The organism is Paenibacillus filicis (assembly GCF_038070315.1).
GTDB lineage: Bacteria > Bacillota > Bacilli > Paenibacillales > NBRC-103111 > Paenibacillus_G > Paenibacillus_G filicis.
Map to the genome: position 1 here is coordinate 55,557 of NZ_JBBPCC010000023.1, position 21,800 is coordinate 77,356.

The following is a 21,800-nucleotide window of genomic DNA, read 5'->3' on the forward strand; positions in this document are numbered from 1 at the left end:
CCCTTATCTTCACTAGGAGCCCGTTAGGGCTCCTTTTTCATTTACTATTCGTTATCTTAAGGAGGAACCGAGCTTAAAATGAAAACATACAAACTCCTATTAAGTGTCGGCATGCTCTGGTTTGGCTCCATCATGACCGTCAATGCAGTGGGCACAACACCGGGATCTGTGGATGATCCTATTATTACTAAAAGCTATTTGGATCAGTACATAGCCCAGCATATTTCTGATCTGTTGAACAAACCTGGTGATCAAAATTCCGCAAGCCCCCCTAAAACACCTGATCACAACCAAGGCGGGACTGCGCCTCTGTCCGTAATTAAGCTTGGATCGACTCAGACCTTATATGGCGAATCAGGCACTGAATTCATCGTCAGATCGGGCAAAGTGACGGTCGTTAGTTCGGAAGATGGAGTGGCTGATGTCACTTCGGGTAAAGACCTTTCTCCTGGGACAGGAGTCGAACTAAATCACTTACTTATCGTTCCACGCGAGGGACGAGGAATTAAACCCGATGCTAAGAATAAGCAGGATATTTTCGTGATGGTCCGTGGCGGATACACGATCCTGAATGCTGACGGCACGAAGGTTACTCCATAATTTTACCCGTAGGACCAAAAGTTCATACGTGTTGCGGATTCGTCTGCGGATATAATAAGGCCACCATCGATCAAAGGAGGCTAACGCAATGGCGAAGAGCAATAAGAAAGTGGTACCCGAAAGCGGGAAGGCGCTGGATGTTCTCAAGTATGAAATTGCTGCAGAGTTGGGTTTGCCCGTTGGTAAGCATGTGGCCAGTATGAATGTGGAGTTTGCGACTGAGCTTGGTTCAATTTCTTCTCAATCTGTGAAAGAGGATTATTGGGGACATATCGCTTCGAGGGATGCCGGTGCAGTCGGAGGAACCATCACAGCAAGGCTTATCAAGAAAGCAGAAGAAACATTATTCAGTTTGTAAATAAGGGTTTCTTTTCAAGTCATATCTCATCTAGATAAAGTAAAGATTAGGGGCATCTAGCCGAATTCCTTCATTTTGGATGAGCTGGGCAGGAGTATGTTAATTTTTACAGGATAGGCATTGGATGCATTGACACTGTCTTGCAAATCCAGTAACATACAAAATGAAGGTAGACATTAAAGAAACCTTTTCCACTCGGGAAAGGTTGATTTTTTGTATGTAGGTAGCTTGTCTTTGGTCGCGTCTGAACGAGGGCTTCGATATGTTGGGTTTCATTTATCTATATTAGCAGTAGGAGGTTGTTACTATGTCTATTCCATCCGGTCGTCGTTTATTTACATCCGAGTCCGTGACTGAAGGTCATCCGGATAAAATTTGTGACCAGATTTCTGACTCCGTACTTGATGCGTTTCTGGCAAATGACCCTAACGCTCGCGTAGCTTGCGAAGTATCCGTGGCTACGGGATTGGTACTGGTTATTGGTGAAATCTCGAGCCGATCCGAGTTTGTGGATATCCAATCGATCGCCCGTCAAACGGTGAAAGAAATTGGGTATACGCGTGCTAAATATGGTTTCGACTCTTCGACATGTGCTGTGCTTGTTTCTCTGAACGAGCAATCCCCTGATATTGCACAAGGGGTTAACCAGGCTCTGGAAGCTCGCGAAGGCCAAATGTCCGATGACGAGATCGAGGCCATCGGTGCAGGAGACCAAGGTATGATGTTCGGCTTCGCGGTTAATGAAACACCAGAATTGATGCCGCTGCCGATCTCCCTGTCCCACCAGCTGTCTCGTCGTTTGTCCGAAGTGCGCAAGAACGGCACTCTGACTTACTTGCGTCCTGACGGTAAAACCCAAGTTACCGTTGAGTACGATGGAGATAAACCCGTTCGTGTCGATACGATTGTTATCTCAACTCAACACGCAGAGGAAATTACGCTTGAGCAAATTCAAGCTGATATTAAAGAGCATGTCATCAAGCCGGTTGTTCCTGAAGACCTCATCGATGCAGACACCAAATACTTCATTAATCCGACGGGCCGCTTCGTTATCGGCGGACCTCAAGGCGATGCAGGTCTGACAGGCCGTAAGATTATCGTGGATACGTATGGCGGTTATGCACGTCATGGCGGCGGCGCCTTCTCCGGCAAGGATCCAACGAAGGTTGACCGTTCCGGTGCTTATGCAGCTCGTTATGTAGCTAAGAACATCGTAGCGGCGGGGCTGGCTGACAAGTGTGAAGTTCAGCTTGCATACGCTATCGGTGTAGCCAAACCGGTATCGATCGCTGTCGATACATTCGGTACTGGCAAAGTCAGCGAAGAGAAGCTTGTCGAAATCGTTCGCAGCAACTTTGATCTGCGTCCGGCTGGCATTATCAAGATGCTTGATCTTCGCCGCCCGATCTACAAGCAAACCGCGGCATACGGACACTTTGGCCGTACCGACATCGATTTGCCTTGGGAGCGTACGGATAAAGCTGACAAGCTGAAAGCCGACGCACAAGCTTAAGGGAGTAACAACTGCCTGCGACGTTGACGCAGTAGTAGAATAAATAATTCTGGCCTGCAAGCCGGTCACAGATCTGTCTAAGCAAGACGGTCCGAATGCTCTATTCGGGTCGTCTTCTTCATTTCGTTCATTTTTCCTATGAAACTCTCGTAACTTTTTAGGTAGAAAAAGAGTCTATAAATAAGGAGAGAGGAATTAGAGAGGAGCAATAGCTACGTGATCTTGCAGAAGAATTGGAGAAAACTGTCCTGCCTCGTACTTGCAGCATCGGTGTTTCTGTCCAGTTGGTCAATAGTGCCACCTGCGATAGCGGCCGATCAGCCCGTATTGACGAAGGTCAGTGAAGAAATTTTGACGTCAGGCGCTATTTTGAAGCGATATACTTGGGAGACCGTTAGAAGCAAGAAGGATGTTAAGGTTAATGCGAATGTGATTGAAGTGGACTTATCGAATCCTTATGTGAAGCTCGATGTGATGACCGGGACTAATAATCAATTTACAAAAAAGCAAACGGTTCTCGGCATGGCGAAGGAAACGAAAGCTGTCGGCGGCGTAAACGGTGACTTCTACAACACCCAGGCTGAAGGCGTTCCCATGGGACCGCAAATTTCCAATGGCGAGCTGATGGCGACCCCTCCGTACTTGCCGGGGTTTTATACATTTGCCTTGGACCAGAATAATAAACCTGTCGTGGACTTGTTTACCTTTCAGGGAAATATCATAGCTAAGGACGGGGCAGCCTATCCTTTAGGCGGGATTAATAAAACGTATTATTGGTCAGAGCCGGACGGGGTACATAGCCATATCGATGGCATGTTCATGTATACGAATGCCTGGGGCCAGGAAGACCGTTCCAATGACGGAGTAACGGTCCCTACGGAAATTTTGGTAGAAAACGGCATCATCAAGCAAATTGCTGACAATGGTATTATTCGTATGATCGCTCCTAAAGATGGCTATATTCTAAGGGCTTCCGGCAAGGCGGCCGATTATGTACGCACTCATTTGAAAGTAGGAGATCCGCTGAAGGCGGACTATAAAGTGACTGCCCAGGACCCTAATAAATCCTATGACGTGTCCAAGTTTAAGATGATGATCGGGGGACACACGATTCTGGTCGATGAGGGCCAGCCCGCTGCCTTCTCCCGAGAAGTGGCTAGTCTCTGCTGCACACGCTCCAGAACGGCTCTGGGCTACTCCAAAGACCAAAGGTACGCTTATATCATCACAGCCGATTACAGCGGCGAGAGCAAGGGTCTGACGATGACAGAGCTGCAGCAGTTCATGATTCAGGTAGGTGTGTGGAAGGGCCTCAACCTGGATGGTGGCGGCTCTACGCAGATGGTAGCCCGTCCACTCGGGTCATTTGACCCCGTGCTGGCCAATAAGACGGAAACCGGCATTCAACGCAAAGTTGTCAATGGGGTCGGGGTCTATTCCACTGCTCCGCAAGGACAGCCGAAATCTCTGTTTGTGCAGACTCCAAGTGTAGTCTTCATCGGCGAAGCGGCTGCACTGGGTACCGGCGGGTACGACGAGTTTTATAATCCGATTAAGTCGGGTACCGTTCAAGCGCAGTGGAGCGTAGCGGATGGCATGGGCACGTTCCAGGACAACGTATTCACAGCGAGTAAGGCAGGCACGGCCAAGATTACAGCAGCAGCCGGTGGCGCGAGCTATACGGCTAATCTCGAGGTGGCAGGGCGTAACCAGATTGCCAGCCTGAAGATTATGGCGGACAGCATGGCTTTGTCCGAAGGCGAGACCTATAAGATCCCTGTCGTGGCGACGACCGTCTCCGGCAAAACCAGAGAAGTGCCGCCTGAGCTGATTCAGTGGGAGCTGCTGGGTGTCCAAGGCAAGGCGGAGAATGGCAAGCTGACTGTGAACAGTCTGAAGGACAGCAAGGGCGCTCAGCTCATCGCCCGTTACGATGGATACAGCACGACGACAACAATTCCGGTAGGAATCGATAAAGTGTGGTATGATCTCGATACCAACGCAGTCATGACCTTGTCTGATCATAAGCCGGATGAAGTCACGGCGGCGGTGTACATCAAACCGTCGGAAACCGGGAATAAGTATCTTGAGCTGAAATATGACTTCACGCGCGGGACCGGCAATAAGTGGGCGTTTGCTACGTTCGATACCGGTATTCTTGTGGAAGGACAGCCTCAGATGCTGAAGCTGAGGGTCAATGGAGACGAGAGCCTGAACTGGCTTCGCGCTGAAATCATCGATAATAAGGGCGAGACGATCCGTGTCGATTTGGCTCGCAATGTGAACTGGAAGGGCTGGAAGCAGCTTTCGGCAGACTTGACCGAATATAACATTACGTATCCGATTCGCTTGAAAAGCGTGTATCTCGTCAATGAAGAAATCGGGCAGGACGAGCGTGCAGCCCAGGGCAGCATCGGCATCGACGATATCACTTTTACTTATCGGGGGTCCGTGCAGCAGCCTTCCTTGAACACGGTTGGGTTGACGGTGGACAAAAAGTCGGTTACCGTTAACGGCAAGGCCATGACGCTGGAGGAAGCGCCATATATTACGGAAGGCAATACGCTGCTTCCGATTCGTTTTGTAACCGATGCCCTCGGTGGAACCGTACGCTGGGACGACAAGGAACGCAAGGTCACCATCATCCGTGGGACCAAGCTAATCGACCTATGGATTGATCAGAAAGACTTAGTGGCGAATGGCCAGCGGGTAACAGCTGAAGTGGCTCCAGTCATCAAAAGCAACCTGACGATGGTACCATTGCGCATTTTATCCGAGAATTTAGGCTGGAAAGTGACTTGGGATGCGAAAACAAGACAAATTACGCTGCAATAATTAGTGCTACAAGCTCTCACATTCTTTCGTGAATATGGTACTATATTGCTAGTAATTGAGAAAAATGGCGAAGGAGCTCTGCCCGGATGCAAGTCGATGTCTTTGACCGCGTCATCAAGAATGCCATTGATGTAATGGAAAACAGCAAATACCAGGTCTTCGAGATATGCGAGAGTGTCCGGGCCGAACGGGAAGCGCTAAATAACGAGCTGCAGCTGGTCATTGAAGAAACGAAGCGAATGATCGACACGGTCGATCGGTTTGAAGTTGAATACAGGCGTTCCCGGGTCCGTCTGACCGAGGTTAGCCGGGATTTTAAGCGATTTAATGAAGAGGACATCCGGACAGCCTATGAGGCGGCGACACAGCTTCAGGCTCAGCTTGCCATTCATAGGGAAAAAGAACTACATCTGAAGCATCGCCGCGACGATCTTCAGAAACGGATCAAAAATGTGGACAGGCAGCTTGAGCGTGCGGAGACACTTGTATCCCAGTTCAATGTTGTGCTGGAGTATTTGTCTGGTGATCTCAATCAAGTGACCCGGCTGCTGGAGTCTGCTAAGAACCGGCAGCTGCTGGGTCTGAAGATTATTCTCGCGCAGGAAGAAGAGCGCAAGCGCATTGCCCGGGAAATTCACGATGGACTGGCTCAGAATATGGCCAACATGGTGCTGCGGACAGAGATTACGGAGCGTATGCTTGCCAAGGAAGCTTATTCGGCGGTGAAGGAAGAGCTGAATGATCTGAAGTTCAGCGTACGCAGCGGCATTGAAGAGGTCCGCAAGATTATCTTCAATCTTCGTCCTATGGCGCTGGATGACTTAGGGCTTGTTCCGACTTTGCGCAAGTTTGTTCAGGATTTCGAAGAGAAAGCGAAGATCAGCACACGGTTCGAGATGATCGGCAAAGAAATCCGGCTCCCCTCCGGGATGGAGGTCGCTGTGTACCGGCTTGTTCAAGAAACGTTCTCCAATGTGTTGAAGCATGCGCAAGCTACTCATGTTACGCTGGAGTTGACGTTTCAGCAGCAGATGATCAAGCTGACGGTCAGCGACAACGGAGTCGGGTTTGCTGCAGACACCATAGACAAGAAGATCACGAAGGGCAGTCATTACGGGATCATGGGGATGCGCGAGCGGGTAGAGCTGCTGGAAGGTAGACTCGAGTTTCAATCCGCAGTGGGAGCAGGCACGAAGTTTTCCATGGTCATCCCTATTAAATCCGATAACAAGGAGGAATAATTATTTATGGACATCATGGGCAATGTCAAACGTCCCATTAAGCTGGTGTTAGCAGATGATCACCAGTTATTTCGCGAAGGCGTCAAACGTATTCTGAATATGGAAAGCGATCTTGAGGTTGTCGGGGAATGCGGCGACGGTATTCAGGTGCTTGAACTCTGTAATACTCTCCATCCTGACATTGTCCTGATGGATATCAATATGCCGGTTGAAAACGGCGTTGTCGCAACGGAAAAGCTGAAGGATATTTTCCCGGACATCAAGGTTATTATTTTATCTATTCATGACGATGAAAGCTATGTGTTTGAGACGCTTCGCAAAGGCGCTTCAGGCTATTTGCTCAAGGACATGGAAGCCGAGTCGCTGATTAACGCTATTCGTTCCGTCGTCGCCGGACATGCCTATATTCACCCGAAAGTAACGGGTAAGCTGATCAATCAGCTTCGCCGGATGACTTATCTGGACGAGCAGGGCGTATCGGGAGCGGGTGCGGCAACGAAAGAAGCCGGCGTGAAATACGTACATATGGACAACAGTCCGCTGACTCGCCGCGAAGCTGAAGTGCTCAGACTGATGGCTGAGGGCAAAAGCAACAAGATGATCGGCGAATTCCTGTACATAAGTGAAAAAACCGTTAAAAACCACGTCAGCAGCATCCTTCAGAAAATGGAAGTTGACGACCGTACGCAAGCGGTTATTATAGCGATCAAAAACGGCTGGGTCACGCTTTAGTTCTGGAGCGGCTCCGCTTATTTTGAGATTCAAGAGGCACCATCCCGATGGGAGCGGCATATACTGCTCTTAAGGGAGGGAGCCTCTATGATACTAGGCTTGGTTTGGATCGTGGGATCTTATGCAGCGGGAATCGCGATCATACATGCACTCCATAGGCGCTGGAAGCGCCAAGGGCAGCCCCGGATTACCCATTATATTCTCCAGACGAGGAATAACGGCCATCAGGTGGAATGGTATCTTCGTTCCCTTCATTTTTTCTCCTGGATGAAGGGTCGGACGATCGCAGTAACCATAGCCGATGAGGGGTCTACTGACGATACGGTGGCCATTGCCAAGCGATTAAGCCAGGAGCATCACCTGACCATTTATACGCATGCGGTGGAAGACTCGGAGTTTTGGGCACGGCAGCATGAGAATGAGCAGCTTGTGATCGTTCGGCTTAATCAAGAACAAGATCTAGCAACCGCTTACAAATACATGTGAATCCATAGCGGTAAAAGGAGAACCATGAGAGCATTTGTATACGCCCTCGATACCTCGCAAGGCACTTCATGGCATGTATCTATACATCTGGAAGCAGACCGGGATCATTGGGTTCGGGTACACGGTGGGGCTTACCGACTGCGTGTACTGGAGCCGTCTTTGTCATTCGGACAAGCCTGCAGGCTAAAGCTGGCGTTGGAAGAGGGCAGCCTTGGGCGAGGTCCTCTGGATCGTCCTTCACTGCTGCAGGCGGCGAGCCGGGCAGGGGTGAGGAGATCCGAAGACAAGCCTTGGAGGCTATGGGACTGGTCCCCTGGGAGGGGGAGCTCGGATGGAAGCGGAGGACGTGTCGATATAGGCGCATTACTGCTTAAGGATCGGGAGAAGGCTCAGCTCTCCTCGCTACTTGAAGGAAGACGCTTGCTGATGGAAGAGCTGGATGCCATGTTAAGTGATAGGTCTCAGGATGGCGGCACACCAACACAAGCCGATCCCAACAGACTGAAATATGCCTTACAAAGAGAGTGGTTGTCCGGATTCGTTCGGCTGGAGCCTGGAATCCGTATCAGATCCGGCAGTGGACGAGGCTTGCTGAGAATTCCGGGAATAAGCGCAAGGGGCCAGACAGGCGGATCTGTTCATGCAGCTTGCGTGCGCTGTGGGGGCGAAGGGGAAGCAAGCGTACACCAGCGTGCCGGTGCATCAGGCCAGGGACAGTCATCCATCCGCTGGACGGAGTGCCCGCATTGCGGGGAGCTATGCCCGTACTGCGAGGATTGCTTGACGATGGGCCGGGTGCGGTATTGCAGTCCGCTGATCAGCCGTATGGCTCCGGAGCGTATACATAGTAGTCCAGATAACGGGACTGATTGGCAGCAATCGGATAGCAACACCCGGTATACGGGAGCCTGGGGGCTAAGTAACGTCCAGGAGGCGGCTTCCGACGAGGCATTGAATTTTTTGAAAGCAAATAACCCCCTTACAAAACAGAATAAGGACATCAGAAGATTTCTGATCTGGGCGGTAACCGGGGCCGGCAAAACGGAGATGATCTTTCCCATGATTCAATTCATGATCGAGGCTGGCAAGCGAGTGGCGGTCGTGACTCCCCGCAAGGACGTTGTCCTGGAGCTGCAGCCCCGTCTGGCTAAGGCATTTCCTGATGCGTCCAGAGTGACGCTCTATGGAGGAAGCGAACAGCGCTGGGAGCAGGGAATGCTGATGCTCGCTACGACTCATCAAATGCTTAGATTCCATCAGGCCTTCGATCTGGTGATCGTTGATGAGATTGATGCTTATCCGTATCATAATAATCCGATGCTGCTGTACGCTGTTGATCAGGTTTGTAAGCCTGGCGGTGCCTTCATCCTGCTCTCGGCAACACCGCCTCCTAAGCTTCAGCGTGAGGTGAGATTAGGCCGCTTGCCGCATGTACGCGTACCGGCGAGGTTCCATCGCCATCCGCTGCCGGAGCCGAGGATCGTGGACTGCCCTCAGCTGAAGAAGCTGCTCCAGACCGGCAGTCTGCCTGCTGCGTTGAAGGCTGCGATTCGACAATCGCTGGAGCGAGGAGCGCAGGTATTCATCTTCGTACCGAATATTAAGTCGGTGGACCCTTTTGTCCGCTTGCTAAGGGGCCAATTCGGCTCCTATCCGATAGAAGGCACTTCTTCCAAGGACGAGGAACGCTCGCAGAAGGTCGTCGATTTTCGTGCCGGCACCATTCGTCTGCTGGTGACCACCACGATACTTGAACGTGGAGTTACAATTCCCAAATCCGATGTGTACATCATAGAAGCAGGCTCAGTGATGTTTGATGCGGCGGCCCTTGTCCAGATGGCAGGCAGAGCAGGCAGGTCGGCTCAAGACCCCAATGGCTTCGTGTATTTTGCTTCTCCTGAGAAAACCCGCTCGCAGGCAGAGGCGATTCGTCAGATCAAGTCCATGAATAAGCTGGCTAGGCAGAAGGGATACATCGAGCTGGCACAGAGGAGGGAGCCGTTATTCAAGCAATGGCTAAACAACTGGAAGCGTGGATAACCGGTGTAATGAGCCGGCTCCGTGCAGGAGAGCGTCTATTGTCGAAGGTGGAGGCAAGCTGTCAGGTTTGCGGCGGACGGGCTATGTCCGGCAAGGGGCTGGGAACTCTCTGCTTGTGCCGGGATTGTACGGAGAGCATTCCGTGGATATTGGCTTCCGAGGTCACATGTCTCCGCTGCGGCCGGTATGAGCGATGCCCGGATTGTGAGGGGACAGAAAGCGGATTCTTCGTACAGAACCGCAGTGTCGTTCGTTATAACGAAAAAATGAAGGAATGGCTGGCTGCCTACAAGTACCAGCGGAAGGAATCCATGCGCAGCGTGATCGGGCCGATGCTGCTGCATGCGTATAATCTGCATCGAGTGGCTACGCACGGGACACACTCGGGCTCCTCTAATGCCTCAGGAGTAGGGGCTTTCAGAACTGCAGCGACTGTTCCGCCTCTGCAGGAGTTTGTTACGTTCGTGCCGCTCAGCGCTGAACGGTATGCCGAGCGCGGGTTCAATCAGGCCGAGCAGATGGCCACCGAGCTGGCTAGGCTGACGGGCGCCAGGCTATTGCCGTTGCTGCGGCGCAGCCGGCACACGGAGAAACAGAGCTCCAAGACCCGCTATGAGCGGATGGAGAATATGAAGGGGCTATTCAACCTGGACCGCTCCGGAGCGGTCCTGCTGGCACGAGCGGCCCAGTCAGGCCGAATACGGCTTTACCTGGTGGATGATGTGTACACAACCGGAAGCACGATGACGGAATGCGCCCGGGTGATCCGGCAGTCGCTGCCCGTAGAGGTCTATGGAATTACATGGGCCCGGTGAGGAAATGAGTCCTTTTTCCCGATTCGGGAAAAAAGCGTGTGCAAAGTCCCGGCGTATAAGCTAAACTAGGGATAAATCAATGGTCGCGGCATGGACTGAGGAGGAAGTTGCTGATGAGTTTGAATGTAGCGAATTGTAACCGGTGCGGGAAGGTATATATGATCAACAATTATGGGCTCTGTCCGGCTTGTATAAGGGCGTTGGAAGTGGAATATGAGAAATGCCTGAAGTTCCTCCGGGAGAATCGCCAGTGTACCATCCAGGAGCTAAGTGAAGAGACCGGCGTAGAGATGAAGCAGATCATGAAGTTTATCCGCGAAGGGCGAATTTCGATTAGGAATAACCCCAATATGTGGTATGAGTGTGACGTATGCTCTTCACCGATTCGCGAGGGGAATATTTGTGATCCCTGCAGGACAAGACTGCAGAAAGAAACGTCCGGCCTCATAGAGGACGAGCGGAAGAAGAGGGAGCGGGAACAGCAGCAGAAGGGTGTTACTTATAATATAAACGATCGTCTGCAGGATCGCCTCAATTAAGGATTTAAGAGATCGTCTAAACTTTCTATCTACTCTCACCGATAAAAGTAGTAATGCTTTTTCTGGTGGGAGTTTTTTGTTTTTACGATGCAAATGAGGTGAAATGATGAAAATTAACGGAAATGATCGGATAGGCTCAGTGAATCCTTATAAAAAAAGTCAAGATGTCCACCAAACGGCATCTCGTTCTAAGTTGGAGAAGAAAAAGGATCAAGTAGAAATCTCTAGCGAAGGTAAGGAATTATTGGAGACGCAAGTCACAAACAAAGCTTCTCAGGAAAAGCTCGAATCGCTAAAAAAGTCGGTTTCGACCGGTACGTATCACGTTAGTCCGCAGATTTTGGCTGAAAAGATATTTCCTTTCCTCAAATAAACAAATGAGTCTGAGGTGATAGGCATTGGCTTTCCAAGATTTAATACAGATTATGAACAGCTTGAACGACCAGCACGCTATCTTATTGGACTTGGCAGAGCGCAAGAAACAGGTGCTTATCCAAAACCAGGTCAATGAATTAACGGGTATCGTAAATAAGGAAGCTAAGCTGATCAGGCAGATCGGAGAGACGGACCAGCAGCGTGCGGAGGCTGTCCAGCAATTCATGATCGAGAAGGGATTCAAACCGAATCCGAGGGTCACGGTAAGCGATCTGACAAAAATTATTTTTGACATTGAAGATAAAAAGCAATTGCTTGAAGCCCAAAAGAGTTTGCTCTCTACGATACGGAGATTGAGAGAAATCAATACGATTAATCAGGATCTAATTAAGCATTCACTCGCTTTCATTGACTACTCGCTTGATCTGATTGTTGGCCCCTCTGAAGACGAAGCTGTCTATCATCATCCTCAACACCAAACTTCTGGCATTAAGCGACAGGGGCTTTTTGATACAAGAGCATAGCCTGGGTCATTTCTAAATTTTTCTTTCTACGAGAGGGGGAGAATTGCATGCGTTCTACATTTACCGGAATTGAGATATCGAAGAGGAGCCTTTTTACTCAACAGGCTGCATTAACAACTACGGGACATAACATTGCCAATGCTAATACCCGAGGTTATACCCGGCAAGTGGTGAATATGGTTGCTGCTAAGCCAATTGAGTATCCTGGGTTGATGCGAAGCAATGTACCTGGCCAGATGGGGCAAGGCGTTGAGTTTGATCATATCAAACGTATTCGTGAAAAGTTCCTAGACGATCAAATGCACAACGAGAATAAAAACCTTGGGGATTGGAGTATTCGCAAGGATACTATGGAAAAGCTGGAGGCCATTATCAATGAGCCGTCCGACACCGGGATTCGCCAGACCATCGAGGGCTTCTGGAACGCCTGGGAGGAGCTCAGCAAAAATCCTGAGAATACGACAGCTCGTGTTTTGGTAAAAGAACGTGCTCTGGCTATGACCGATGCATTCAATCAGACCTCGCGGCAGCTGTCTGACTTATCAAGAGATTTAACGGAAAACATTGGTGTGAAAGTAACGGACGCTAACCAGAAGGTATCTCAAATTGCTCAGTTAAATGAGGCTATCTATCGAATAGAGGGGCTTGGGAATAACGCGAACGATCTACGAGATCAACGTGACCTGCTGGTGGATGATCTCTCTAAAATCATCAATATCACCTATACAGAGGACGACAGAGGATACACGGTAAATATGGGGACAACCCCATTAGTTGCAGGTAATGCTGTTTCCACAGTTCTTACTCCAGATCTGGTACAGGACGCGGCTCAAGCGGGTATTTTGAACAGCGGTGAAATCTATGGAATGATTCAATCTCGCGACTTCTATGTCGCTAACTATCAATATCAGCTGGATTCCATGCTCAAAACGATGGTAACAGGCGATATGAAGACTACGCTTCCTCAAGGTATGGTTGTACCTGAAGGTACGCAGCTCACGCTGGTTAATGCCGATGGAACAACCGAAACGAGGTTATTTACCGGCGATATTCAAGCTAGAACCCTAACGGCCAATACAGATGCTATTGTAAAAGGATTCAATGGTTTGCATCAACTTGGATATTCAGCTTCAGAGCCGCTGAAATCAGGAGTTCCTTTCTTTTCGTTAAAGTCAGGGGCTACGGATTTTACAGCAGCCAGTGTCACTGTGAATCCGGATATCGTCAGCAGTGTCGCGAATATTTCCACTTCGACCAGAACCTATATGGACGGCACGACAGAGAAGATCGTTAAAGGAAATAACGATATGGCTCTTCTGCTGGCAGATGTGCGGAATAAGCGGGTAAGTTTTGATCCTGATTCGACTGGAAGACCGGTGCTGACAGACGGAACATTCGACGAATTTTTCCGTTCTATAGTTGGAGAATTAGGAGTTCAATCTCAAGAAGCTAAGCGCCAGGCTACCAATCAACAGATTCTAGTGGACCAGGTCGAATCACAAAGAAGTGCCGTCAGCGGGGTATCTTTGGATGAAGAGATGGCTAACATGATTAAGTTTCAGCATGCATATAACGCTGCAGCTAGGTCTTTGACGACCTTTGACGAGATGCTTGATAAGGTCATTAACAGCATGGGTGTTGTGGGCAGGTAAAATGAAAGGCATCTTGCTTAAATAGGAGGCTATGCTCTAATGTCTATGCGAGTGACGCAAGGGATGCTGAATAATCAGCTCCTGAGAAATGTTAATACGAACTTGACAAGAATGCAGGGTAACCAGGAACAATTGACAACAGGCAGAAGAATTAATAGGCCTTCTGATGATCCTGTAGGTATGGCGTTCTCTCTTCGCTATCGCAGTGAGCAGTCAGCGACGGACCAGTATAAAAGTAACCTTGATTCTGCTATATCCGCGTTGGATTATACGGATTCAATGATGGGACAAGCCAACACGGTCATTCAGCGAGTGCGTGAATTAGCGGTGTCGGGTGCTAATGGAACAAACCCTCAGCAAGCGTTGGATTCCATTAGAAGCGAAGTGGATCAGTTATACACGCAGATGGTCAGCATAGGCAACAGTCAATTCAACGGTAAATATATTTTTAACGGGCAAATGACGGATAAAGCTCCCTATACAGAAGCTACCGCTTCTACAGATAAAGTGGACTCAGGGGAACATTTGTTAAACATCGGGGTTGGTGTTCAAATAGCGTCCAATCAGACAGGGCATGCAGTTTTCGGGCCTGCTGATGATCCTGCTAATCCGGGAACTAAGGATAATATTTTTCGTGTAATGAAGGATTTGTCCGCTGCGCTTGGTGCTGGAGATACGAATGAAGTGAGTGTCTTGATCGCTCGTCTGGATAAGAGTAACGATCAGTTTCTGGAGGCTAGAGCAGACGTAGGGGCTAAGATGAATCGGATGGAGCTTGCTCAGTCGCGTCTGGAAGATGTGGGAGTAAACCTGAAGACACTGCAAACCAAGACTGAGGATGCGGATGTTTCCGAAGTTATTACCAATCTAAAGATGGATGAGAATGTGTACCAGTCTTCTCTATCTGTCGGAGCCAAGATTATCAGCGCTACATTAGTCGATTTTATTAGGTAATTTGGGGGGGAGACCACATGAATATTCCCCAAATCCAGATCAGACAGCAGCAGGGGCTGCTGGGCATAGATGCGGACCTTGGTCGGTATGATATCAAGCAGCCCCAGGCAACGTTTGAGATGCACACTACCCCCATAAGGCTTGATATTGAAACGATAAAGGGCCAGTTGTCTGTTGATAATACTCGTTGGCACGATGCTCTTGGTTACGGTCCTCATCTTGAGGCCATGAGTCGAATTTATTCGACCTGTAAAGAAATCGCCATACAAGGCATTGCCAAAAGAGTAGCCGATGGTAACCGTATGGCCGCAATCCATACGGGAGAAAATGCTATTGCCAGCTTGGCCAGGGAAAGCATGGATGATGTGGATAATTTCCAATTTATGTATATGGGAAATGCAGACTTCGACAACATTGATATTCGTTATGAACCCAGCAAAGTAAACATTGAAGTAGAAGAAGCCAGAGTTGAGTTCAATGTTCAAGTGAACCGTCCTGAAATCGAATATACCGTGGGAAAAAGAGATATTTATGTATCCCAATACCCTAAGGTGGAGATAATCCCTCCTGAAATCGACTTAAAAATATAATATAATCAATCATAAAGCTATAGATTAAAAATCTATAGCTTTAGTTATTTGGGATTGACTCGATAATTAAAGGAGCGTTTTTATGGTAACGATAAATACAGCAATAATGGGTGAGCTTAGCATCAACGAGGAACAGATCCTTACTTTTCCTGAAGGTATACCTGGTTTTGCTGATTATCGGAGATTCGTCATCCTTTCTATTGAGCCGGAGCTTCCGTTTGCCTACTTACAGTCTATGGATGAGGGGCTCATACATTTCGTGATTGCCAATCCGTTTCAAATCGTTCCGACATACGATATTCAGATTGATGAAGAGACCCAAAGAACTCTAGACATACAATCGGTAGAAGAGGTTGAGGTTTGGAATATCCTAACCATGCGGGACTCATTTGAGAATGTCACCGTAAATTTGCTCGCCCCGGTTATCCTCAATTCACGGAATGGAATCGGCAAGCAGGTCGTTCTTCACCAATCGGGTTACACAACTCGCCATCTGTTAAGTGATTTAATGAGTTCCATGGATGACCATACTGAGACGAAGGGGTGAAGCAAGATGCTGGTTCTATCCCGTAAAGTCGGAGAAAGCATTATGATTGGTGATCAAATTGAACTGGTCATCGTCAGCGTGGAGAAGGATACGGTTCGTGTAGGCATTAATGCTCCTAAGCAAATGCAGATCTATAGAAAAGAAATCTTCGAGCTTCTCAAGCAATCCAATGAGGAAGCTTCAAAAACAAGTATACAACCGGAGCAGTTAAAAAATCTGCTCCATAAAAAAAGGTCATAGTTTTAAGAAAATAGCTATAAACTTTTCTTCCTTCTCGGACGACATATATAGTAAAGGATTGCAAGGCCCAGGGCGGCCGACCTGACGGCCTCGCGATCTGAAAATCATAAGCCACATGGATGTGGCTTGTACCTAACTTCAGGGAGGAAGAATAAAATGAGAATTAACCACAATATCGCAGCAGTGAACACTCACCGTCAGCTGAACGCAGCAGCTGGTGCCCAATCCAAGTCCATGGAGAAACTGTCCTCCGGTCTTCGTATTAACCGTGCAGGCGATGACGCTGCTGGTCTGGCTATCTCCGAAAAAATGCGCGGTCAAATCCGCGGTCTGGACATGGCTTCCAAGAACTCTCAAGACGGTATCTCCTTGATCCAAACAGCTGAAGGCGCTTTGAACGAAACTCATTCCATTCTGCAACGTATGCGTGAGCTGGCTGTTCAATCTGCCAACGACACGAACACAGACACAGACCGTAATGAGCTTCAAAAAGAAGTAGACCAGCTGATTCAAGAAATCGACCGCATTGCGAATACTACTGAGTTCAATACCAAGAAGCTTCTGAACGGTAACCTGAGCGGTGTGAATACGGCTGCTCAAAGCACTACGTTCAATGAAGTTTCTGACAATGCTATCTTCAAGAGCATTGCTGTTGGTGCGAATGGTACAATTCTTTCTGATGCGACCTATAATGTTAAGATTACGGGAGCAAACTCGACAGCTAATACGTTCAAGGTAACGTATACGAAGCAAGATGGTACTGTGGCAAGCTTATCGGTTGGAAAAGCGGGTGGCGCGATCACCATTGGTAATTCCGCGATTCAGCTCGGAGGCTTGAAAACGACTGACATCGGCAAAGAAGCTACTTTCACACAGCGTAAAGAAGTAACTGACAATACAGATACTTCGCTGACTTATCAAATTGGTGCAAACTCGTCGCAAACGATGAAAGTATCGATCGAAGACATGAGCTCTACGGCACTGAAAGTTAGCGATATCAAAGTTACTTCCGCAAGTGCTTCTGAAGCATCCATCTCTGCTGTTAACAAAGCAATTGAGGATGTTTCTGCACAACGCGCTAAGCTGGGTGCTTTCCAAAACCGCTTGGAGCATACAATCAACAACTTGGGTGCATCTTCGGAAAACCTGACGGCTGCTGAGTCTCGTGTACGTGATGTAGATATGGCGAAAGAAATGATGGAATCCACGAAAAACGGAATCCTGTCCCAAGCTGCTCAAGCGATGCTTGCTCAAGCTAATCAACAACCACAGGGCGTTCTTCAACTGCTCCGTTAATTCAAGTTTGCATAAATATTATATTAAGGCCGGCTAATTTAATTAGTCGGCCTTTTTTAAAAGGGGAATTTTTATGAGCACTGAAATAATGGAACTTAAAGTAACATTCAAAGCATTGCTGCAAAACTTAGTTACTCGCATTGATCCTGTTTGTGTTGATTTAGAAGCAGGACAAGCTACTGAACGTTTGTCTTACTGGTTAGAGGACCTTTCTGTATTTACTGAAACTCTATTGGTTCTTAGTGAGAGTCATGTACTTGATTTGGATATCGATATATTCAATGAGAAGGCCGAAATTTTGTTAAATAAAATTGAACAAAAGGATGACTTGTTTATTTCTGATCTATTGAAATATGAAATAAAACCATTATTAACTTACTGGGATGGATGTATTACCAATGACTAAAAAATTAAGCATATGCATGATCGTAAAAGATGAGGAAAAGAATCTGCGTAGATGCTTGGACAGCCTCAAACCGTTGCTTGTCAGGAATGATACAGAGTTAATCGTTGTAGATACAGGTTCAACAGACGATACGGTTAATATTGCCAAGGAGTATACCGAACGAGTTTATTTTCATCTATGGAATGGCAATTTCTCTTCGATGAGAAATATTTCGATAAATTATGCTACCGGTAAGTGGATTTTCATCATGGATGCTGATGAAGAATTAGAGACGCCAGAAAAGCTTATTGGCTTGTTAAATAGTCAGGAACTTGAACGTTATAATACGGTGCAAATTAAGGAAAAGAATCTTGTATCAGTAGTTACTCAAAAAATAGTTACTCATATACAGGAAAGATTGTTCCGTAATGATGGCTCGTTTAAGTACGAAGGTTCTGTTCATAATCAACCTAAATTTAAAGAACCTGTGTTAGTAACCAATATTTGGCTTATGCACTATGGCTATGTGAATGAAGATACAGAGTTAATGAACAAAAAGTTCGAACGAACAGCCACCATATTGATGGAGGAATTAAAAAAGGATCCGGATAATATCTACTACCGCTTCCAGTTATCTAGGTCTTATGCAATGAAACATGACTTTTTGTCTGCATACGTTGAAATAAAAAAAGTATATAAAGCTATGGAAAATAACACAAATGCCATTCTGAGCTATTATTATGTATTAGGTGAATATGCTCGCATGTGCTACAACATCAACAAATATGAAGAAGCTATTGAAATTTGTAATATAGGTCTGGTACATAAGCCTCAATATTTAGATTTGCACTTTTTCAGAGGACATTCATATCTTTTTTTAAATCAGGTAGATAAAGGTATAGATGCAATAGATGAATATATAAAGCTAGCTTATAAATATTTGACTCATGAGACAGAATTAAGTAACCAAGATGCTATTGAGTTATATTCAATGGACTCTGTTTCTTTTGATTCGTCTTTGGAAAGAATGATTTCAAATGCATTTACGAGCCGCCAAAAACTTGATCCTAGTTCGAGCTTTACAGATGATTATCTAAGGTTCATTGATTTAATTGTCAATAAAAACTTAAAATATAATTTGATCGTGAAGTTGCTTTTAATCAACAAAAAATACAAAGATATTTTCAATAAATACCATGAATTGACTATGCAAGAGCAATATTTGTTCCTTGTTCAGTTAGAAACTTTAAAGAAAGATTTACATAAGGATATTCAATTGGAACTGGAAGTAATTTTCTCTCAAGCAGATACTAACTATGGACAGTTAAATAAAATTCGCTGCTCAGATGAAAAACATAAGCTTGTATTGGAGTTTTTAAATAACTGTAATTTAGAGTTTATTCCTGATACTTGTATCATTGAGCTTGCTCAGTATTTTATGGATTGCGGCTATTTAAAACGGTTGTTTAAAAAGCAAAGCAGTTCAGTTATCAAACTAATAGTAAAAGAAATCATAGATAAACATGAGAAAAAAGCATTTTTTGTTGAGCTTTTGAACGAATTGAAATTTAATGATTTTCAAAATAATAGATTATTTATAGCTATAGCGAATGTCATATTGTTAACAGCTGTTGAAGAAGCTGAAAATCGTGACAGTCTGTATGTTGAGTTAAAAGATACCTTTAAAGAGTATGTTGTAAAGGGCATGGATTATATAGCCTTTTTGTATAATGCTGAGCATTTACGTTTGATTTATGCGACGCTAGCTGATAAGGAAGAGAAGTTTCTGGCCATTTTGCTTCTTGCAAATAGAGCACTTGAGGCAAAAGATGTCGGAACTTATAACAAATATATGATGGAGGCAACTACGGAGTATCCCTATTTATCAAGTCTGTTGAAATCTTATGTATCCGCAAAGCTCGAGGGGATATTTCACGAATAAGGAGAAGCGCTATGGAAGCTAATACTAAAGAAAACGCAGAATTGAAGAAAAAAATAGAGGATTTGATCAATAAAGGTTTTGCTGCGGAAGCGCAACTTATGTTAAATCAATACGAGTCTCTTTTTGAGGATAGATGGTTACTATCGACTAAATCGGTCATTCACTTAATTAAGGGTGAATTTGATATCGCTGAACAGCTATTAACAAATGGCTTGTTAAAATACCCTTTCAATGCGGATCTTTTATTTAATTCAGGTTATCTGTATGAGTCAAAAAAAGATTTTCAGAGTGCATATGACTTTTACCTCGATGCAGAATTTATCTTAAATGAATCTGAAAAGGACTCTGCACGGAATGCAATCTTGAATATAAAAAGTCTATTCGCCTACTTAGTAGATAAAAAAAAGATCGTGTTTTTCGTTAAAGAAGGGCTAGATTCCTTTCTTAACGATATTATTGAAAGCTTGTCAAAACAATTTAAGGTCAAGAAAATTCTCGTTAGCGCTTATGACCAGATTGATCAGGGTATGGAATGGGCTGACATTTGTTGGTTTGAATGGTGTGATGAACTGATCGTATACGGTAGTAAATTGCAGTTAGCCAAAGAGAAAGTTTTGATCTGTAGGTTGCACAGTTATGAGGCATTTTCATCTTACATTGAAAATGTTTATTGGAATAACGTGGATAAAGTTATTTTTGTAGCCGAACATATAAAAAAAGTAGTTACAGAGCAAACCGGACTTTCTGAAGAGCAAACGGTAATTATTCCAAATGGAATAAATCTAGATAAGTTTGTTTTTAGAGAAAGAACACATGGCCATAAAATTGCGTATGTGGGGTATATCAATTATAAAAAGGGGCCTATGCTTCTTTTACAGACCTTCAAGCAAATTTCAGACCTAAATCATGAAATGGAGCTTCATATCGCCGGCGAGTTTCAGGATAAAAGGGATTACTTATACTTCCAGCAAATGCTAACTGAGCTAGGATTAAAGGAAAAAGTTTTTTTTCATGGATGGCAGGATGATGTGGATCAATGGTTAGACGATAAGGATTATATTGTCTCGACGAGTTTATTAGAGAGTCAGCATCTCGCTATTATGGAAGGAATGGCAAAAGGAATAAAGCCTTTAGTACATAATTTTGTAGGTGCTAAAAAAATCTATACAGATCGCTATGTTTGGAGCACGATTGGAGAAGCTGTAGCTTCCATTAATTCTACATACAGTTCGTCTGAGTATAGAAAATTCATTGAACAATACTATTCAGTGGAAAAACAAATAAATGAGATTAAAACTTTGCTAGAAGAAAAACCTAGACCCTCACAAGAAAAATCTTGCTTTACGTTTAATTACGGGGATAAGTTAATCCAGTTCAATCTTATAGATCTTAACGATCATATACAAAAAAATATATTATACAACCATAATTTTTATGAACTACCCATGCTCCAAGATATCCAAGCAAGATTAAAGCCCGGGAGTGTTGTGATTGATATTGGAGCTAACCTGGGAAATCATAGCGTATTTTTTGGAACTGTTTGTGGTAGTCATGTTTATTCATTTGAACCTCAGGAAGAGACCTTCAATTTACTTAAAAGTAATATCGAATTAAATAAACTCGAAGAGAGCGTAATTGCGTATAACATTGCTCTCGGTGCCAATCAAGGAAAAGGCCACATCATGATAGAGGATGAATTGAATAAAGGGTTAGCCCGAGTAATTCATCAAGAAAACGGGTCTGTACAAATAGAGTCGTTAGATTCCATATTATATGAAAAGTTAGATAGGGTAGACCTGATTAAGTTGGATGTTGAAGGTATGGAAATGGATGTGCTTCAAGGAGCACATGAAATATTGGAAAAGTTTAAGCCGCTTCTATATATTGAAGCAGCAACGGAAGAAGAGTTTAATACTCTATCATCTTATCTTTCTGCTTATAACTATGAACCCAGAGCAGTTTTTAATGCAACGCCCACATATCTTTTTAGCATATAAGAGAATTATAAGTGTGATGAAAAGTCTCTTTCCTTTTCACAATGTAAGTAAAATGAGCAGAATATCTTTGTAAGGGTCATTATTTTATAAAATAATGATCCTTTTACGTATTTACAGCTACAAAACAGGAGCGATTTTA

General features: G+C 45.6%; 21 protein-coding genes. All 21 read left to right on the top strand.

Annotated features, from left to right (window positions below; translation table 11 throughout):
• The first annotated feature begins 78 nt into the window (after positions 1–78).
• The 21 genes from WMW72_RS27825 to WMW72_RS27925 all read left to right on the top strand — a co-directional run bounded on the left by WMW72_RS27825 (position 79) and on the right by WMW72_RS27925 (position 21,661).
• The gene (locus WMW72_RS27825; RefSeq protein WP_341418855.1) at positions 79–600 is read left to right on the top strand and encodes a hypothetical protein; all 522 of its coding nucleotides are present in this window, start codon (positions 79–81) and stop codon (positions 598–600) included.
• An 88-nt stretch (positions 601–688) separates the two neighbouring features.
• Positions 689–958: an alpha/beta-type small acid-soluble spore protein gene (locus WMW72_RS27830; RefSeq protein ID WP_341418856.1), complete on the top strand. Its 270-nt coding sequence runs from the start codon at positions 689–691 to the stop codon at positions 956–958.
• Between the two features lie 307 nt (positions 959–1,265).
• The gene (gene metK / locus WMW72_RS27835) at positions 1,266–2,471 is read left to right on the top strand and encodes a methionine adenosyltransferase (RefSeq protein WP_341418857.1); all 1,206 of its coding nucleotides are present in this window, start codon (positions 1,266–1,268) and stop codon (positions 2,469–2,471) included.
• A 216-nt stretch (positions 2,472–2,687) separates the two neighbouring features.
• A complete protein-coding gene (locus WMW72_RS27840; RefSeq protein WP_341418858.1) occupies positions 2,688–5,306 on the top strand; it encodes a stalk domain-containing protein in 2,619 nt (872 codons plus the stop codon).
• Positions 5,307–5,392: 86 nt separating this feature from the next.
• Positions 5,393–6,547 carry a sensor histidine kinase gene (locus WMW72_RS27845; protein ID WP_341418859.1) on the top strand — a complete coding sequence of 385 codons (1,155 nt, stop codon included), beginning with the start codon at positions 5,393–5,395 and terminating at the stop codon, positions 6,545–6,547.
• A 6-nt stretch (positions 6,548–6,553) separates the two neighbouring features.
• Entirely contained in the window at positions 6,554–7,279 is a 726-nt protein-coding gene (locus WMW72_RS27850; RefSeq protein WP_341418860.1) for a response regulator, read from the top strand.
• 87 nt (positions 7,280–7,366) lie between these two features.
• Entirely contained in the window at positions 7,367–7,765 is a 399-nt protein-coding gene (locus WMW72_RS27855; RefSeq protein ID WP_341418861.1) for a hypothetical protein, read from the top strand.
• 24 nt (positions 7,766–7,789) lie between these two features.
• Positions 7,790–9,805, top strand: a complete 2,016-nt coding sequence (locus WMW72_RS27860; RefSeq protein WP_341418862.1) for an ATP-dependent helicase ComFA — start codon at positions 7,790–7,792, stop codon at positions 9,803–9,805.
• Positions 9,778–10,620: a ComF family protein gene (locus tag WMW72_RS27865; protein ID WP_341418863.1), complete on the top strand. Its 843-nt coding sequence runs from the start codon at positions 9,778–9,780 to the stop codon at positions 10,618–10,620. The genes WMW72_RS27860 and WMW72_RS27865 overlap by 28 nt, the downstream gene beginning before the upstream one ends.
• A 113-nt stretch (positions 10,621–10,733) precedes the next feature.
• Positions 10,734–11,159 carry a flagellar protein gene (locus WMW72_RS27870; RefSeq protein ID WP_341418864.1) on the top strand — a complete coding sequence of 142 codons (426 nt, stop codon included), beginning with the start codon at positions 10,734–10,736 and terminating at the stop codon, positions 11,157–11,159.
• 103 nt (positions 11,160–11,262) lie between these two features.
• Positions 11,263–11,532 (top strand): flagellar biosynthesis anti-sigma factor FlgM, encoded by a 270-nt coding sequence (gene flgM / locus WMW72_RS27875; protein WP_341418865.1) that lies wholly within the window; start codon positions 11,263–11,265, stop codon positions 11,530–11,532.
• Positions 11,533–11,557: 25 nt separating this feature from the next.
• Entirely contained in the window at positions 11,558–12,058 is a 501-nt protein-coding gene (locus WMW72_RS27880) for a flagellar protein FlgN (protein ID WP_341418866.1), read from the top strand.
• Positions 12,059–12,105: 47 nt separating this feature from the next.
• Complete coding sequence (flgK, locus tag WMW72_RS27885; protein ID WP_341418867.1) at positions 12,106–13,710, top strand: flagellar hook-associated protein FlgK; 1,605 nt, start codon at positions 12,106–12,108, stop codon at positions 13,708–13,710.
• Between the two features lie 45 nt (positions 13,711–13,755).
• Entirely contained in the window at positions 13,756–14,664 is a 909-nt protein-coding gene (gene flgL / locus WMW72_RS27890; RefSeq protein WP_341418925.1) for a flagellar hook-associated protein FlgL, read from the top strand.
• Positions 14,665–14,681: 17 nt separating this feature from the next.
• Entirely contained in the window at positions 14,682–15,254 is a 573-nt protein-coding gene (locus WMW72_RS27895; RefSeq protein WP_341418868.1) for a DUF6470 family protein, read from the top strand.
• 82 nt (positions 15,255–15,336) lie between these two features.
• Entirely contained in the window at positions 15,337–15,801 is a 465-nt protein-coding gene (gene fliW / locus WMW72_RS27900; RefSeq protein WP_341418869.1) for a flagellar assembly protein FliW, read from the top strand.
• A 6-nt stretch (positions 15,802–15,807) separates the two neighbouring features.
• Positions 15,808–16,041 (top strand): carbon storage regulator CsrA, encoded by a 234-nt coding sequence (gene csrA, locus WMW72_RS27905; RefSeq protein WP_341418870.1) that lies wholly within the window; start codon positions 15,808–15,810, stop codon positions 16,039–16,041.
• Positions 16,042–16,197: 156 nt separating this feature from the next.
• A complete protein-coding gene (locus WMW72_RS27910) occupies positions 16,198–17,337 on the top strand; it encodes a flagellin N-terminal helical domain-containing protein (protein WP_341418871.1) in 1,140 nt (379 codons plus the stop codon).
• 73 nt (positions 17,338–17,410) lie between these two features.
• Positions 17,411–17,743 (top strand): hypothetical protein, encoded by a 333-nt coding sequence (locus tag WMW72_RS27915; protein WP_341418872.1) that lies wholly within the window; start codon positions 17,411–17,413, stop codon positions 17,741–17,743.
• The gene (locus WMW72_RS27920; protein WP_341418873.1) at positions 17,736–19,664 is read left to right on the top strand and encodes a glycosyltransferase; all 1,929 of its coding nucleotides are present in this window, start codon (positions 17,736–17,738) and stop codon (positions 19,662–19,664) included. Before WMW72_RS27915 ends, WMW72_RS27920 begins: the two co-directional genes overlap by 8 nt.
• An 11-nt stretch (positions 19,665–19,675) precedes the next feature.
• On the top strand, positions 19,676–21,661 hold the full coding sequence (locus tag WMW72_RS27925; RefSeq protein ID WP_341418874.1) for an FkbM family methyltransferase: 1,986 nt from the start codon (positions 19,676–19,678) through the stop codon (positions 21,659–21,661).
• Positions 21,662–21,800 lie beyond the last annotated feature (139 nt).

Bases quoted from the DNA above. Each gene is read 5' to 3' on its own strand.
- csrA (WP_341418870.1), top strand. From the start codon at position 15,808: ATGCTGGTTCTATCCCGTAAAGTCGGAGAAAGCATTATGATTGGTGAT.
- WMW72_RS27825 (WP_341418855.1), top strand. From the start codon at position 79: ATGAAAACATACAAACTCCTATTAAGTGTCGGCATGCTCTGGTTTGGC.
- fliW (WP_341418869.1), top strand. From the start codon at position 15,337: ATGGTAACGATAAATACAGCAATAATGGGTGAGCTTAGCATCAACGAG.
- WMW72_RS27895 (WP_341418868.1), top strand. From the start codon at position 14,682: ATGAATATTCCCCAAATCCAGATCAGACAGCAGCAGGGGCTGCTGGGC.
- WMW72_RS27850 (WP_341418860.1), top strand. From the start codon at position 6,554: ATGGACATCATGGGCAATGTCAAACGTCCCATTAAGCTGGTGTTAGCA.
- WMW72_RS27830 (WP_341418856.1), top strand. From the start codon at position 689: ATGGCGAAGAGCAATAAGAAAGTGGTACCCGAAAGCGGGAAGGCGCTG.
- WMW72_RS27920 (WP_341418873.1), top strand. From the start codon at position 17,736: ATGACTAAAAAATTAAGCATATGCATGATCGTAAAAGATGAGGAAAAG.
- flgK (WP_341418867.1), top strand. From the start codon at position 12,106: ATGCGTTCTACATTTACCGGAATTGAGATATCGAAGAGGAGCCTTTTT.
- WMW72_RS27865 (WP_341418863.1), top strand. From the start codon at position 9,778: ATGGCTAAACAACTGGAAGCGTGGATAACCGGTGTAATGAGCCGGCTC.
- WMW72_RS27870 (WP_341418864.1), top strand. From the start codon at position 10,734: ATGAGTTTGAATGTAGCGAATTGTAACCGGTGCGGGAAGGTATATATG.
- WMW72_RS27860 (WP_341418862.1), top strand. From the start codon at position 7,790: ATGAGAGCATTTGTATACGCCCTCGATACCTCGCAAGGCACTTCATGG.
- WMW72_RS27845 (WP_341418859.1), top strand. From the start codon at position 5,393: ATGCAAGTCGATGTCTTTGACCGCGTCATCAAGAATGCCATTGATGTA.
- flgL (WP_341418925.1), top strand. From the start codon at position 13,756: ATGCGAGTGACGCAAGGGATGCTGAATAATCAGCTCCTGAGAAATGTT.
- WMW72_RS27910 (WP_341418871.1), top strand. From the start codon at position 16,198: ATGAGAATTAACCACAATATCGCAGCAGTGAACACTCACCGTCAGCTG.
- WMW72_RS27915 (WP_341418872.1), top strand. From the start codon at position 17,411: ATGAGCACTGAAATAATGGAACTTAAAGTAACATTCAAAGCATTGCTG.
- flgM (WP_341418865.1), top strand. From the start codon at position 11,263: ATGATGAAAATTAACGGAAATGATCGGATAGGCTCAGTGAATCCTTAT.
- metK (WP_341418857.1), top strand. From the start codon at position 1,266: ATGTCTATTCCATCCGGTCGTCGTTTATTTACATCCGAGTCCGTGACT.
- WMW72_RS27855 (WP_341418861.1), top strand. From the start codon at position 7,367: ATGATACTAGGCTTGGTTTGGATCGTGGGATCTTATGCAGCGGGAATC.
- WMW72_RS27925 (WP_341418874.1), top strand. From the start codon at position 19,676: ATGGAAGCTAATACTAAAGAAAACGCAGAATTGAAGAAAAAAATAGAG.